The following is a 14,457-nucleotide window of genomic DNA, read 5'->3' on the forward strand; positions in this document are numbered from 1 at the left end:
TGGTGGCTCGGCTAAGGTGTCCGGGTGCGTGACGGAGTCGAGTTCGGAGTGCTTGGTCCACTGCGTATCTCGGCCGCCGACGCGGAGTTGGCGATCACCTCGCCGCGATCGCGCACCTTCCTCGCGCTGCTGGTCCTCAACGCCGGACGGCAGGTCAGCCTGTACGAGTTCGCCGACGCCATCTGGGGCGCGGCGCTGCCGCAGAACCCCCGCCGCGCGGTGCAGCTGTGCGCGGTCCGGGTGCGGGCGCAACTGGAACGGATCGGCTCGGGCGAGCTCGTGGTGACCTGCCCCGATGGTTATCGGCTGGACGTCGCTTCGGAGCACACCGACGTCGGGCGGGTCGCGGCGCTGGTGCGCGACGCCGACGCGGCGTCCGACTCCGACGCCGAGTTGAAGGCGGTGACGGCGGCACTGGCCCTGTGGCGGGGCGAACCGCTGGCCGACGTCCCGTCCGAAGCGCTGCAACGCGAAGTGGTGCCGGGGCTGCGCGAACAGCAGCTACAGCTGACCGAGCGGCGCGTCGACATCCTGCTGCGTTCGGAGTCCGCTGCCGACCTGGTGGACGAGTTGGTGACGCTGACCGCGCGCCATCCGTTGCGGGAACGGCTGTGGGGCCAGCTGATGCGGGCACTACAGCACCTCGGCAGGCGCGGCGAGGCCCTCACCGCCTTTCACACGTTCCGCCGCCGACTGCGCGACGAACTCGGCATCGACCCCAGTCCGGACCTGAAGGCGCTGCACGCTTCCATCCTCACCAGCCAGTCCGAACCCGGTACCGAAGCCGCGTCCCCGTCGCTGCGGGTGCCTCGGGAGCTGCCGACGGATCCGGCGGCGTTCGCCGGTCGGGTCGCCGAACTGTCCGAACTGGACCTATTGTTGGCCGCCAGCGAGGCAACCCCGCAGCCCGCCGTCGGCGTGATCACCGGTACCGCCGGGGTCGGCAAGACCTCGCTGGCGATCCACTGGGCCCGGCGGGTGGCCGACGACTTTCCCGACGGGCAGCTGTTCGTCAACATGCGCGGCTACCACCCCGAGCAGGCCCTCACTCCGCAACGGGTGCTGGCCCGGTTCCTGCGGACCCTGGGCGTACGCGGCCAGGACCTCCCCGAGGACATCGACGAACTGACCGCCATGTATCGCTCCGTCATGGACGGACGACGCATGCTCATCGTGCTGGACAACGTCAACCACAGCGACCAGGCGCGACCGCTGCTGCCCGGCGCCGCCGGGTGCCTCGTCGTGATCACCAGCCGCGACGTGCTGTTGAGCCTCATCGCCGCCGACAACGCCAGCCAGATCAGCCTCGACCTGCCCGACACCGCCGACGCCCGGCGGATGCTGGCCCGGCGGCTGGGTTCCGAACGACTGAGCTCCGAACCGGGAGCCGCCGACGACATCATCGCCGCCAGCGCGCGGTTGCCGCTGGCGCTCGCGATCGCCGCCGCCCGCGCGGTGATCAACAAGGACACCCGGCTCAGCGCTGTGGCCGAACAACTGCGCGCCGGTCTCGATGCCTTCGACACCGCGTCCCCCATGACGGACGTGCGCGCGGTGTTCTCGTGGTCGTACCAGGCGTTGAGCCCGGACGCAGCCCGGCTGCTGCGACTGCTGGGCCTGCATCCCGGCTCGGACGTGTCGGCGGCGGCGGTGGCGAGCTTCGCCGGTCTGTCGCCGAGCCACACCGACCGTCTGCTCGCGGAGTTGGTGCGGGCACATCTGGTGATCGGGGACGTTCCCGGGCGGTACGCGCTGCACGACCTCATGCGTGAGTACGCCGTGGAACTCGCGAATGCCGAGGATTCCGAAGCTGATCGAGACCTCGCTTTCCGCCGCCTACTCGATCACTACGTGCACACTGGACGCACGGCGGCGACTCTGCTCAACCCATACTGGCGCCCACTGGCGCTGGATGACGCGTTCGCCGGGGTCCATCCGGAAGACCTCGCCGACTACGACGCGGCAATGGACTGGTTCGCCGCCGAACGCGACGTGCTGATCGCCGTCCTGGACTGGGCGGTGAGCGCCGGGTTCGATCGCCAGATCGTGCAGTTGGTGTGGGTCCTCGCCGGATATCTTGAGCGGCAGGGTCCCTGGACGCAATGGGCCAGCACTCATCGGGACGCGATCGCGGCCGCACAACGGCTCGGCGAGCCGGTACTCGAAGCCCGAGCGCATCGCGGGCTCGGCCTGGCCAATCTCCGGATGTCCCGCATCGAGGACGCTCACCGTCACTTCGCGAGGGCCCTGGAGTTGTATCGCGACAGCGACGACCTGGAAGGCATGGCGCGTGCCGAGTCGGCGTTGGCGCTGGTGCGCGAGGAGCAGCGCCGGTATCCCGAGGCTCTCGAGCACGCACTGCGGGCCCTCGAGCATCAGAAGCGGATCGGTGGTGGTGTCGGTTACGCCAACGCGCACAACACGGTGGGCTGGTGCCATGCGCTGGTGGGTCAGTACGACGAGGCTCTCGACCATGGCGGACAGGCGCTCGCCGAGCATCGGGCAGTGGGCAACCCCGTAGGGGAGGCGGCCACTTTGGACACGATCGGCTTCGCCCATCATCATCTGGGGCAGTTCGCCGAAGCCATCGACAGCTATCGCGAGGCTCTTCGGCTGTACCGGCAACTGGGGGACCGCTACTTCATCGCGTGCGCTCTCGACCATCTGGGCGACACCTATGAAGCCCTTGGGGATCGCGCTTCGTCGCTCGACATGTGGCGTGAGGCCGTGTCGACCCTGGACGGTCTCACGCCCCCTGAGACGGAGCAGGTCCGCGCCAAACTGCGCGGCGCCGCCTTCGGGTCCGGCTAGAGACCCGAAGGCGGCCACCGGCATCAGACCGGAATGACGCTGATCAGCGCGTCCTCGGAACGTCCGTGAATGTAGTACGGATGGTAAGCCCGCAGCTGGTGCTTGGCGTAGATCGAGAACACCGGCACGCAACCACTACCCGTGACCACCGGCACCTTGGCATTGTGCAGATACACCGGCTGGTGATGCACGTACTGCTGGATCCGGGTGTCATCGGAGACGGTGCTCGTCTTGCACACCGATCCGTCCTTCTTGAACTGTGTGGCCACCAGTGTCGTCCGCACCGACGAACCCTTCTTGTCGTTGGCCGTCTCCGGGCACGGCGGCTTGTCCTTGCCGTAACACGTGGTCAACTGGAAATCCCCGAAGACACTCAGACTCTTGGTGCCACTGGGGGCCTGCCACAACCCGGACTCCCCGGGCACCGAGGCACTGCCCTTGACCGACGGCGTCCACGCCGGTTTCCCGGCCGAGACGAGCGCCCGGCTCGTGGTGGCCGCCTGCGTCGTACCCCGGTACTTCCCGGCGAGCTCGACGAAACCACTGGTGAGGCTGACCCGACCCGCGTCGCCCAGCGAGCGCGTCCACAGTGACAGGTCACAGCGGAAACTCGCGGCGGTCTTGGAGGGGAGCAGGAACCGGGTGGTTAGCGAGACCTTTGACAGCGAACCGCTGCCCGCCGCGTAGACGTTCTGGGCCCGCAGCAGTTTGCGCACCGACGTGCCCTTGCTGTTGAAGCACTCCAACTGGCTGTCGACCAGGATCCGGGTGGTGGCGTTGCCGAACCGCAGATTGCTGTTGACGTACGCGGCCTGCCCCGCCGACACGTTGACGGTCAGCGAAGCCACCTTGACGTGCAGCATGGGCGCGTTGTAGGCGGGCGACCGGTAGGTGGCGGGTTTGACATCCACCCGCGAGGAGTCGGCGGTGGCCACCTGGGCCACCAGCACCCCGGTCGCCGCCACGACGATGGCGAGGACGGCGTACAACAACCGCCGCAAGCGCGGTCGTTTCGGTTTGATCACGTGAGCTCCTTAGCGATGAGCGAACCGCCATCCTGATCGGGTCCGGCTTCAGATCGGCTTCATCACCCGCGAGCGGGCATCCCGTAGACGTATTCCCTGCCGTGGACGGTGAACCCGGCCCGGCGCAGGATCGGCCCGGAGGTGCCGGTCCTGGCCTTCACCAGCGCCAGGTCGGCCCCGAGCGCCGCGGCCTCGTCCATTCTGGTCTTCAAAAGCGCCCGGTAGACGCCGCGCCCCCGGTGCGACTCGACCACGCTGCCGCCCCATAGCTTCGCGACCCCGTCCTCCAAAGTGGTACCCGCCGCGCCCACCGGTTCACCGTCGGCATAGGCGACGTACCGGAAGATCACCCGCGCCGGGCCCGATGCCACCTGCTTACGAACGTCGGCGGCCTCCCGCTCCTGGAACTCCGCGGTGGGCAGCGGAGTACCGAAGACGGCGCTGCTCACCTGGTGTGCGTCGGGCAGCAACGCCGGGTCGTCGATACGACGCACGTCCACATCGGTGGGTGCGTCCAGTTGCGAATCGGGATCGGGCAGCCGCAGCGCCACCACGTCGAGTTCCTCCTCGACCTTGGCCCCGACCCGCGCCAGGACTTCGGCGAGATCCGGCGGTTCGGTCGCCGCGTGGATCGGCCACATCACGGTGCAGTCGGGATCGGCCTCGGCGGCCAACTCACGGACCCGGGACACCAGCGCTTCGGCACCGCCGGGTTCGGCCTCGGCGCGCAGGACGGTGGCCCGGCCGTTGGACACAACGACCTTCACGTGCTCGTCCTCCCGCACGACCGCGTCGAACGGCGTCCACTGCCATTGGGCGGATATCCGCAGGATGTCGTCGGTCGTCAGCGTCCTGGCCATGGTCTTGTGGACCTCTCATCTCCGGTACGGGTGGTCGCGGCAGATGATTCCACACTCGCCGGTCGCTGACCGGGTATTTTCCCGGAGCGTGGGCCGGTCGGTCGTCACGCCGTGCGGCAGGCTTCGGCCGACTCCGGGACCCGCTCGGGTTCCGCCGCTTCGGGTTCGGCCTCACCGTCGCCCGTCCCGGCCTCCAGGTGCCGCAGTTTCGTCACGACCAGCACGGAGATCAGCGCGACCAGCACCGCGCCGATCCCGGCGCCCAGCGCCATGCCGGTGGAGAACGCCGAGCGCGCCGACTCCAGCAGCCCGGCGGCGGCTTCGCCCGGCAGGTCACGGGCCACCGACACCGCACCGCCCAGTGTGTCCTCGACGGTCTCGGCCTGGACCGCGGTGGCGGCGTCCGGGACCGCGACGTTGGAGCGGTAGATGGCGGTGCCGATGCTGCCGAAGATCGCCACTCCCAGCGCCAGCCCGAGTTCGCCACTGGTCTCGGAGGCCGCCCCGGCCGCACCGGCCTTGTTCGGCGGCGCCGAACCGATGATGAGATCGGCGGTCAGCGACATCGGTGGCCCGAAGCCCAGGGACACGACGATGTGCCCGGCCACGATCAGCCACAGCTGACCGGAGGCGTCGACCTGGGTGAAGAACAGCATCCCGCCCGCCGCCAGCAGCGCCCCGAACCCGATCAGGTAAGCCGGACGCACCCAGCGCACCAGCCGGGGCAGCAGCAGCGTTCCCACGATCCCGAACACCGTCCCCGGAACCATGACCAGGCCCGACTCCAAGGGCGACAGACCCGCCACCAGTTGCAGGTACTGCGCCATGAACAGCATCACCCCGCCCATGGAGAACACGGCGATGGTCTGTGTGGACAGCGACACGCTGAACTCCGGGATCCGCAACAGCTTCAGGTCCAGCAGCGGATCGTCGAGCACCCGCTGCCGCCGCACGAACCCCACGGCGAGCGCGACACCCGCCAGCACGACCGCCACCGGGACCACGCCGACGCCGTCCTCGGCGACCGCCTTGAGACCGTAGATGACCGCCAGGACCGCCAGCACCGACAACACCACGCTCAGCGGGTCGAGCCTGCCCGGCTTGGGATCGCGGTACTCCGGCAGCAGCCATGGCCCGACGGCAAGGAGCAGCAGCATCACCGGGACGCCGAGCAGGAACACCGAACCCCACCACAGCCGCTCCAGCATGATCCCGCCGACCAGCGGCGCCACCGCGCTGCCGCCCATGAACGAGGTCATCCACACCGTGATCGCGGTGCGGCGCTGCCCCGCGTGGGCGAACATGTTGCGTATCAACGACATCGTGGACGGCATCAGCGTCGCACCGGCGATGCCCAGCAGCGCCCGGGCGACGATCAGCAGGTTGGCGTTGGGGGCGAAGGCCGCCAGCACCGAGGCCAGGCCGAACGCGGCCGCCCCGTACAGCAGCACCCGGCGGCGTCCGACGCGGTCACCGAGGTTGCCCATCGTGATGAGGAAACCCGCGATGAGGAACCCGTAGATGTCGATGATCCACAGCAGCTGCGAACTGCTGGGATTGAGGTCCTCGGTCAGACTCGGCACCGCCAGGTGCAGCACGTTCATGTCGAGCGCGATGAGGATCGTCGGCAGCGTCAGGACCGCCAGTCCGATCCATTCGCGGGGACCGGCCTTGTCGGGGGTCAGAGTTCTCATGGCGCCCTTTCGATCCGTACTCGACGATGGACTCCTGACGATAGGAGTTAAACCAAGGTTCAAGTCAACGGATTTGGCGTGGCTCACATTCGCCGCCAGCGGACACCATATGGGACAGTGAGACCGTGACCAAGACGCTGTACTACACCGCCACGAGCATCGACGGCTTCATCGCCGATGCCGACAACTCGCTGTCCTGGCTGTTCGCCGTCGACTCCGGCGGCGAGGGCGGTCCGCCCGACTTCGCGGGGTTCTTCGCGGGCGTCGGCGCGATGTGCCTGGGCGCCACGACATACCAGTGGATGCTCGACAACCACGGCTACCTCGACAAACCGGACGACTGGCGCGCCGTCTACGGCGACACGCCGTGCTGGGTGTTCACCCACCGATCGCTGCCGGTGATCCCGGGCGCCGACGTGCGGATGGTGTCGGGCGAGGTCGCGCCGGTTCACGAGGCGATGACCGACGCCGCCGCCGACAAGAACATCTGGATCCTCGGCGGCGGTGAACTCGCCGGACATTTCGCCGACGCGGGACTGCTGGACGAGCTGAACCTGATGCTGGCGCCGGTGACGCTCGGCGCCGGAGCACCGGTGCTGCCTCGGCGGCTGCTGTCGACCGACCTGCGACTGGTCGACATGACACGGCACGGGCAGATGGCACAGCTGACCTACGAGCTGCGGCACTAAAGCGGCCGGTTCACCCGAACCGATTCGACGCCTGAAGGTACGCCAGCACCGCCAACACCCGCCGGTGCCCGGTCTCGCTCTGCGGCAGGTCGAGCTTCGCGAAGATGTTGCGGATGTGTTTGCTCACCGCGGTTTCGGTGATGACCAACGTCGCGGCGATACTGCCGTTGCCGTAGCCCTCGGCCATCAACCCCAGCACCTCGTGCTCGCGCGCGCTGAGTTTGCCCAGCACCCGTCCGGACGACTTCTGGCCCGCCAGCAGCTGCGAGATCACCTCCGGGTCGATCGCGGCACCGCCGTCCACGACGCGGCGGATCGCGTCGAGGAACTCCTCGACCTTCCCGACCCGCTCCTTCAACAGATACCCGACCCTGCCGTCGCCGTCGGACAGCAGCTGGGTGGCGTAGTCGTGTTCCACATGCGCCGACAGGACCAGCACCGGCAGTCCCCTGTGGCGCCGCCGCGCCTCGACCGCGGCGCGCAGTCCCTCGTCGCGGAACGTGGGCGGCAGCCGCACGTCCACCACGGCGATGTCGGGACGCTCCCGGTCGACCGCTTCGAGGAACTCCTCGGCGGTGGTCGTGCTCGCCGCGACCTCGAAACCCTCCGACTCCAACAGCAGCGTCAGACCCCGGCGCAGCAGCGCGTCGTCCTCGACGATCACCACTCGCACGGCAGCACCGCCTCGATCACGGTCGGCCCGCCCGGCGGACTGTCGAGCGTGAACCGTCCCCAGTGGGCCTCGACGCGGCGGCGCAGCCCGAGCAGCCCGGTGCCGCCGGTCGCGTCGGCACCGCCGTCGCCGTTATCGGTCACGGTGACCATGAGATCGCCTTTCCCGCCGGAGACACTGACCTCCACCCGGGATGCTCCACTGTGCTTCACCGCGTTGGTGAGCGACTCGGCGACGATGAAGTACCCGGTCGCCTCCAGGGCCGCCGGAATCGGCGGCAGGTCCCCGATTCGCAGGTCACACGATATCGGGCAGCGGGCCGCCAGCGCCGCCAAGGCACCGCCCAGCCCGCGGTCGGCCAGGATCGGCGGATACACCGCCCGCACCACCTGCCGCAGCTCGGCCAGCGCCTCCACCGCGGTCTCCTGGACCTCGCGCACCAGCGGCAGCGCGGTCGCGGGCCGCGACGGCTCCCGCGACAGCGCCCGTTCGACCATCCCCAGGTGCATGGTGACGGCGACGAGCCGGTTCTGGACCCCGTCGTGCAGATCGCGTTCGATGCGGCGCAGCTCGATGCCATGGGCGTCAAGGGCCGCGGCCCGGCTGGCGGTCAGCTCGGCGACCTGCTCGGCCAGGTGCTTGCGGCGGCGCGTCGGCGAGGTCAGCAACCGGCGTCCGGCCCGGGCGTGCCAGCGCGCCAACGGCGGCGCGGCCAGCATCGCGATGCCGAAGAGCCCCACCGCCAGCCCCAGCATGCCGACGGCGTCGGGCCACGAGTCGACCGGATACAGCATGCTGACCGGACGGCCCTCCGGAACCAAGTACCACCACAGTGGAACCGAGGCGGCGAACAACACCGCCACCGACAACGCCAACCCGAACAGGCTCACCACCAGCCCGGCGGTGGCCTGGAACAGCAGCCACAGCAGGTCGCGACCGGTGGCGCCGTCGGTCAGCGCGATCCGCAACCGGGTCGACGCCGGTCCCTCGATACGGCGATACGCGGCCGGGGCGTCGCGGCCCAGATAACGCGACAACCGTCGCCGCTCCCGCCCGGCCAGCACCCGGATCCACAGCACCAGGTACGGCAGCCCGAACACCCCGATGAGCAGCACACTCATCGAAACGGTCAGCAACGGCAGCAGCCCGAGCGTGACCAGCGCGGGCAACGCCGTGGCGATACCGCCGACCAGGTGACCGCAGGCGCGCACAGTGATGCGCACCCGACGGCCGAACATCCCCGGCCCGCTTGTGTTGTCGCTGTTCACGATCGCTGACCTCGTCGCTTCCCGCCGCCGCGGGTATAGCTGGCTATACCCCGAAACGGCTATCCCACCATATTGTCCACTGCCGGTTCGGCTCCATAGTCTCGGCGCCATCACGAGGCGTCAAGGAGAGCCGACAATGGACACAATCGGGCGCACGGACACCGAGGTGGTGCGCGTCGAAGCCGTTACCAAGGACTACGGCACGGTGAAGGCACTGCGAGGCGTCGACCTCGACCTGCCCGGCGGCGGCTTCACCGCCGTGATGGGGCCCTCGGGCTCGGGCAAGAGCACACTGTTGCACTGCGCCGCCGGACTCGACCGGCCCAGCTCCGGCTCGGTGTGGCTGGGCGCCACCGACCTGGCGACGCTGTCGGAGACGGCACTGACCGAGTTGCGCCGCACCAGGATCGGCTTCATCTTTCAGGCGTACAACCTCATCGGATCGCTGACCGTCGAACAGAACATCACGCTGCCGCTGCGGCTGGCCGGGGCCCGCGCCGACCCGGACTGGCTGGCCGAGATCGTGACGCAGGTGGGGCTGGACCAGCGCCTGACGCATCGTCCGGCGCGACTGTCCGGCGGCCAACAGCAGCAGGTCGCCATCGCGCGGGCCCTGATCACCCGACCCGCCGTCGTCTTCGCCGACGAACCGACCGGCGCACTCGACACCCGCACCGGCCAGCAGGTGCTGGAACTGTTGCGGCGCATGGTCGACACCTTCGGGCAGCGGGTACTGATGGTGACCCACGACCCGGTGGCCGCCTCCTGGGCCGACCGGGTGGTGTTCCTCGCCGACGGGAAACTCGCCGGGGAACTGCGCCGGCCCGATCCCGAACAGGTGGCCGCGCGGCTGACCACGTTGGGGGAGTGGTGAACCGTGCTCACCCTCGCCTGGCGCACGATCCGGGGCCGCATGGGCGGCTTCGTCGGCGCGTTCATCGCCCTGCTGACCGCAGCGGCCCTGATCACCGGGTGCGGCATCCTGCTGGAGTCGGGCCTGCGCTCGAACCTGCCGCCGCAGCGCTACGCCGGTGCCGAGGTCGTCGTGGCCGCCAACCAGTCGCTGGAACTGCCCAACGTCCCCGACGTCTCCTACGGCGACCGGGTTCGGTTGCCCGCCGACCTGGTGCCGGTGATCGAGAACGTGCCCGGCGTGGAGGCCGCCGTGGCCGACCACTCGGTGCCGGTGAGCCTCGCGTCCGGCGACGGCGTCACCGAGATCGCCGGACGCCCGATCACCGGACACGGCTGGGACTCGGCGAGCCTGGCACCGCTGGACCTGACCCGGGGCCGGGCCCCGGAAACGTCCGACGAGGTGGTGCTCGACAGTAGGGTCGCCGCACACGCGGACGCGGAAACCGGTGACCGGTTGGAGATCGCGGTCGGATCCGCGCCACGCTCGTACACAGTGGTGGGTGTCGCGTCGCGGTCGGGCGGCCTGCGGGAACCGTCGGTGTTCTTCACCCCCGAACAGGCCGAGACACTGTCCGGGCACCCGGGCCAGGTCGACGCCATCGGCGTCATCGCCGCCGACGGCCAGACCGCCGCGACCCTCGCGCCCCGCGTCGAAACCGCCGTTTCCGCCCACAGCCAGGACGCCCGCGTCTTCACCGGCGCCGACCGCGGCTCCATCGAGTTCCTCGACATCGGCACCGCCAAGAACACCCTGGTCGCGGTGGCCGGGTCCTTCGGCGGGATCGCCTTCATGGTGGCGCTGTTCATCGTCATCAGCACGCTGGCACTCCAGTTGCAGCAGCGGCAACGCGAACTGGCGCTGCTGCGCGCCATCGCCGCCACGCCACGGCAACTGCACCGGCTCATCGGCGCCGAGACCCTACTGGTGTCGGCGACGGCGGGCATCCTCGGCGCCGGACTCGGCGTGCTCCTCAGTTCGCTGCTGCGCGACGCCTTCGCCGGGATCGGCCTGGTACCAACGGATCTGCCGTTGACGATCGGCGCCGTCCCGATGCTGGTCGCGGTGGTCCTGTGTGTCGCGGCGGCCCGGTTGGCCGGGTGGGTGTCGGCGCGCAAGGCGGTACGGATCCGCCCCGTGGAAGCGCTGGGGGCCGCGGCGGTGCAGACGCCGCGACTGGGCCGGGCCCGCGCGGTGTCCGGCGTCGTGACCCTGCTGGCCGGACTGGCGATGTCGATGCTGCCGATCCTCGTCGATGGCGACACCGCGACCGGGGCGGCGGCGATGTCGGTTGTCGTGCTGGTGATCGCCGTCGGCCTGCTGGGACCACGGATCGCCGCCGCGTCGATCCGGCTGCTGGGGCCGGTGCTCAGCCGCGGCCTGGGAGTCAGCGGATACCTCGCCGCCGCCAACACCCGAGGCAACGCCCGACGGTTGGCCGCCGCCATCACCCCGCTGGTGCTGGCCGTCGCCATCGCCTCGGTGCAGATCTTCACCGGCACCACCCGCGCGGCGATCGCCGCCGACCAGGCCGAAACCGGGGTGCGAGCCGACTTCGTGGTCTCCGGCGACAGCGGCCTGGATCCCGGGCTCGCCGCGAAGATCCGTGACCTCGACGGCGCCTCCGCGACCCCGCTGGTGCGACAGCAGGTGCGCGGCGAACACCATGTCGGCGGCTCGAAGAACCCCACCACCCGGGTCTTCGCCGCGCAGGGCCTCGACCCGAACGGCCTGGCCGACACCGTGAACCTCGACGTGCGCGACGGCCGGACCGACCGGCTGCGCGGCGAGACGGTGGCGCTGAGCCTCGCCGCCGCCGACATCCTCGGCACCCGCGTCGGCGACCGGGTCCGACTGCACCTGGCCGACGGCACCGCCATCCGTCCGAAGGTCGTGGCCGTCTACGGCAACGGGCTCGGCTTCGGCGACATCACGCTGCCGCACCGGCTGCTGCTGGCACACACCCCCAACGGCCTGGACGAGTCAGTACTGGTGGCCGCCGAGGACTCCGCCGATCGCGACCGGCTCGACACCGCGCTGCGCCACCTGACCGGGCGATACGTCGGCGTCACCGTGCGGACCCCGGAATCCGTGGGCGCCGCCGGACAGGACCAGGCCGCGACACAGGGCCTGGCGACACTGCTGCTGTTGGCCGCCGTCTTCGGGTACATCGCGATCGGCGTCTCCAACACGCTGGTGATGGCCACCTCGCAACGACGGCGCGAGTTCTCGCTGCTGCGGCTGGTCGGCACCCGACGGCGGCAGGTACTTGCCATGATGCGGGTCGAGACCGTGGTGGTGATCGCCGTGGCGACGGTGCTGGGTTCCCTGCTGGCGCTGCCCCCGCTGGTGGGGGTGAGCCTGGGGCTGACCGAACGCCGCGACGCCATCCCGGCGATCTCACTGCCCATCTACCTGGGCATTCTCGCCGTCGCGGCGCTGATCGCCACCGCCTCGATCATGCTCACCACCCGGCTGGCACTGCGCACCCGCCCGGTCGAGGGTATCGGCATCCGGGAGTGACCCCCGCCCGATTCACTGTGGACGACGGCCGCCGGTGTTCTACAATCCCGGAACCAGCGCCGCCGCCACAGCCCGTCGCGGCCACCAGGCACGAAAGGCCCCCAGTGACCACCTCGCCCTACCGTGGCCATGAGATGTCCCCGCGCGTCGAGGACGCCGCCGCGCTCAAGAAGCAGCTGGCCTCGGCGCGCCGGTTCAAGATCGTCGCGTTGGTCATCGGACTCGGGTACCCGGTCTTCTACTTCCTGATCACCTACCAGGCGCGTCCCGAAAGCGGCAACGACTGGGCAGCGTTCATTACCGGTGCCGTCTGCGGAACCGCGCTGTTCGTCTCCATTCCGCTGGCCGTCGGCATCAACAAGGGTCGCAAGGCCGCCGAACGGCTGTACCTCAACGGCACCCAGCTGACGATCGTGGGCATGCCGCGAAAGACCGAGACCGTCCTCGACCTCACCCGCGCCCGAGCCGAAGTGCGGCTGGACTGGCTGGTGGACAGCGACCTCGTCAACTCCAAGGCGCTGACCGAGGCGCAGCGCCAGACCAGGATCGAGATGGTCCACAAGGCTCTCGACAAGCAGATCGCCAACGGCACCGCGCCGTGTGTGTACGTTCCAGTGCTGCTGCTGTACCGCGACGACGGACACAAGTTCCCGATCCTGTTGGCCGACAACAAGACCCGCCAGATCCGCGCCGTCGGCGAGATCCACATGCTCGAACGCGCCATGCAGTTCGCGGCCGACCCCGCGATCCAGCACGCCGCCGGTCAACTGCGCACGATCGCGCGCTGGCAACGGCTCCCGGCCATCTACGAGGCCCGGCCCGACACGATCCCGGCCACCCCGACCGACCACCCGGCCACCGCCCCACCGCCACCCACCCCCGTCATACGCGGCGAACCCGCCCCCGAGACCACCGTCACCGGCCCACCCCAACCGTGACCCCCACCCCGTCCGAGCCGTAGCCCCGGCCCGACGGCCGCGTTGGCCCCAGCCCAGCCCAGCCCAGCCCAGCCCAGCCCAGCCGCCAGCCTGTGGCCCGAGCTAGGCCAGGCCAGCCAAGCCCTCGTCGACCGCTGCCAGGCCGGTATCGTCCGGACATGACGTTCTCGATCGTGGCCCGCTCCGACGACGGCAAGCTGCACGGAGTCGCCGTGGCCAGCAAGTTCCTCGCCGTCGGCGCGGCCGTGCCCGCCGCCGAGGCGACCATCGGCGCCGTGGCCACCCAGTCCTACGCCAACCTCGCCTACCGGCCGCAGGCCCTCACCATGCTGCGCACCGGCGTCACCGCCGCCGGGGCCGTCGCGGGCCTGACCGCCGCCGACGACGAGCGGGACCATCGGCAGTTGGGCATCGTGGGTGCCTCCGGCGACGGCGCCACCTACACCGGCGCCGCCTGCCACGCCTGGGCCGGTGGCCACTGCGGCCCCGGCTACGCCGTCCAGGGCAACATCCTCACCGGCCCCGACGTCGTCGACGCCATGCGCGACGCCTGGCTCGACACCGACGGCGACTTCGCCACCCGGCTGCTGGCCGCGCTGGCGGCCGGGGACCAGGCCGGGGGCGACAAACGCGGCCGCCAGAGCGCCGCCATCCACATCGTGGGCAAGAACACCGGCTACGGCGGCACCAGCGACGTCGCCATGGATCTGCGGGTCGACGACCACACCGACCCGGTGACCGAACTGACCCGGCTGGTGCACGCGCACCGGCTGTACTTCGGCAAACCCGACCCCGCGCTGGTGATGGCCTTCGACGCCACCCTGTCGGCCGAGGTCGGCCAGCTGCTGGCCCGGCTCGGGCACGCCGGGGAGGTCGAGACCGCCCTGCACTCCTGGGCCGGGATCGCCAATCTGGAAGAGCGTATGGTGCCTGGAGGTATCGACCCGCTGGTGCTGGCCGAGCTGCGCCGGGCGGTGGCGGGAATAGCCCCCGGGACGAACGAGTTACACATACCCGTGGGTGGTATCTCCCATATCGGACGACTATGAAGGAGCGCACGGGC

Annotated in this window: 11 protein-coding genes; 6 read left to right on the forward strand and 5 right to left on the reverse strand. The window is 70.1% G+C overall.

Features of this window, described 5'->3' with window-relative positions:
• The first annotated feature begins 24 nt into the window (after nt 1–24).
• Entirely contained in the window at nt 25–2,811 is a 2,787-nt protein-coding gene (locus SNAS_RS12975) for an AfsR/SARP family transcriptional regulator (RefSeq protein WP_013017884.1), read from the forward strand.
• 23 nt (nt 2,812–2,834) lie between these two features.
• Here the strand turns inward: SNAS_RS12975 and SNAS_RS12980 are convergent, their stop codons facing one another.
• The 3 genes from SNAS_RS12980 to SNAS_RS12990 all read right to left on the reverse strand — a co-directional run bounded on the left by SNAS_RS12980 (nt 2,835) and on the right by SNAS_RS12990 (nt 6,390).
• Nucleotides 2,835–3,836 carry a hypothetical protein gene (locus tag SNAS_RS12980; protein ID WP_013017885.1) on the reverse strand — a complete coding sequence of 334 codons (1,002 nt, stop codon included), beginning with the start codon at nt 3,834–3,836 and terminating at the stop codon, nt 2,835–2,837.
• A 62-nt stretch (nt 3,837–3,898) separates the two neighbouring features.
• Nucleotides 3,899–4,696, reverse strand: coding sequence for a GNAT family N-acetyltransferase (locus SNAS_RS12985; RefSeq protein WP_013017886.1), 798 nt, complete (start codon nt 4,694–4,696; stop codon nt 3,899–3,901).
• 104 nt (nt 4,697–4,800) lie between these two features.
• On the reverse strand, nt 4,801–6,390 hold the full coding sequence (locus SNAS_RS12990) for an MFS transporter (RefSeq protein ID WP_013017887.1): 1,590 nt from the start codon (nt 6,388–6,390) through the stop codon (nt 4,801–4,803).
• A gap of 125 nt (nt 6,391–6,515) precedes the next feature.
• Between SNAS_RS12990 and SNAS_RS12995 the strand changes: the two genes are divergently transcribed.
• Entirely contained in the window at nt 6,516–7,079 is a 564-nt protein-coding gene (locus SNAS_RS12995; RefSeq protein WP_013017888.1) for a dihydrofolate reductase family protein, read from the forward strand.
• Between the two features lie 10 nt (nt 7,080–7,089).
• On the opposite strand, the gene SNAS_RS13000 is transcribed toward SNAS_RS12995, so the two are convergent.
• Both SNAS_RS13000 and SNAS_RS13005 read right to left on the reverse strand, forming a co-directional pair.
• Nucleotides 7,090–7,752 carry a response regulator transcription factor gene (locus SNAS_RS13000; RefSeq protein ID WP_013017889.1) on the reverse strand — a complete coding sequence of 221 codons (663 nt, stop codon included), beginning with the start codon at nt 7,750–7,752 and terminating at the stop codon, nt 7,090–7,092.
• The gene (locus tag SNAS_RS13005) at nt 7,740–9,020 is read right to left on the reverse strand and encodes a sensor histidine kinase (protein ID WP_013017890.1); all 1,281 of its coding nucleotides are present in this window, start codon (nt 9,018–9,020) and stop codon (nt 7,740–7,742) included. The genes SNAS_RS13000 and SNAS_RS13005 overlap by 13 nt, the downstream gene beginning before the upstream one ends.
• A gap of 136 nt (nt 9,021–9,156) precedes the next feature.
• Between SNAS_RS13005 and SNAS_RS13010 the strand changes: the two genes are divergently transcribed.
• From SNAS_RS13010 to SNAS_RS13025, 4 genes are all read left to right on the forward strand, one after another.
• A complete protein-coding gene (locus SNAS_RS13010) occupies nt 9,157–9,894 on the forward strand; it encodes an ABC transporter ATP-binding protein (protein ID WP_013017891.1) in 738 nt (245 codons plus the stop codon).
• A gap of 3 nt (nt 9,895–9,897) precedes the next feature.
• Entirely contained in the window at nt 9,898–12,456 is a 2,559-nt protein-coding gene (locus SNAS_RS37185) for an ABC transporter permease (RefSeq protein ID WP_013017892.1), read from the forward strand.
• 134 nt (nt 12,457–12,590) lie between these two features.
• Nucleotides 12,591–13,394, forward strand: coding sequence for a hypothetical protein (locus SNAS_RS13020; protein ID WP_144300478.1), 804 nt, complete (start codon nt 12,591–12,593; stop codon nt 13,392–13,394).
• Between the two features lie 158 nt (nt 13,395–13,552).
• Nucleotides 13,553–14,443 (forward strand): DUF1028 domain-containing protein, encoded by an 891-nt coding sequence (locus tag SNAS_RS13025; protein ID WP_013017894.1) that lies wholly within the window; start codon nt 13,553–13,555, stop codon nt 14,441–14,443.
• Nucleotides 14,444–14,457 lie beyond the last annotated feature (14 nt).

It is taken from the genome of Stackebrandtia nassauensis DSM 44728 (assembly GCF_000024545.1).
GTDB lineage: Bacteria > Actinomycetota > Actinomycetes > Mycobacteriales > Micromonosporaceae > Stackebrandtia > Stackebrandtia nassauensis.

What these genes read in the sequence shown, in the direction of transcription:
- SNAS_RS12985 (WP_013017886.1), bottom strand. Translation starts at nt 4,696, where the DNA reads ATGGCCAGGACGCTGACGACCGACGACATCCTGCGGATATCCGCCCAA.
- SNAS_RS13020 (WP_144300478.1), top strand. Translation starts at nt 12,591, where the DNA reads ATGTCCCCGCGCGTCGAGGACGCCGCCGCGCTCAAGAAGCAGCTGGCC.
- SNAS_RS13010 (WP_013017891.1), top strand. Translation starts at nt 9,157, where the DNA reads ATGGACACAATCGGGCGCACGGACACCGAGGTGGTGCGCGTCGAAGCC.
- SNAS_RS12990 (WP_013017887.1), bottom strand. Translation starts at nt 6,390, where the DNA reads ATGAGAACTCTGACCCCCGACAAGGCCGGTCCCCGCGAATGGATCGGA.
- SNAS_RS13025 (WP_013017894.1), top strand. Translation starts at nt 13,553, where the DNA reads ATGACGTTCTCGATCGTGGCCCGCTCCGACGACGGCAAGCTGCACGGA.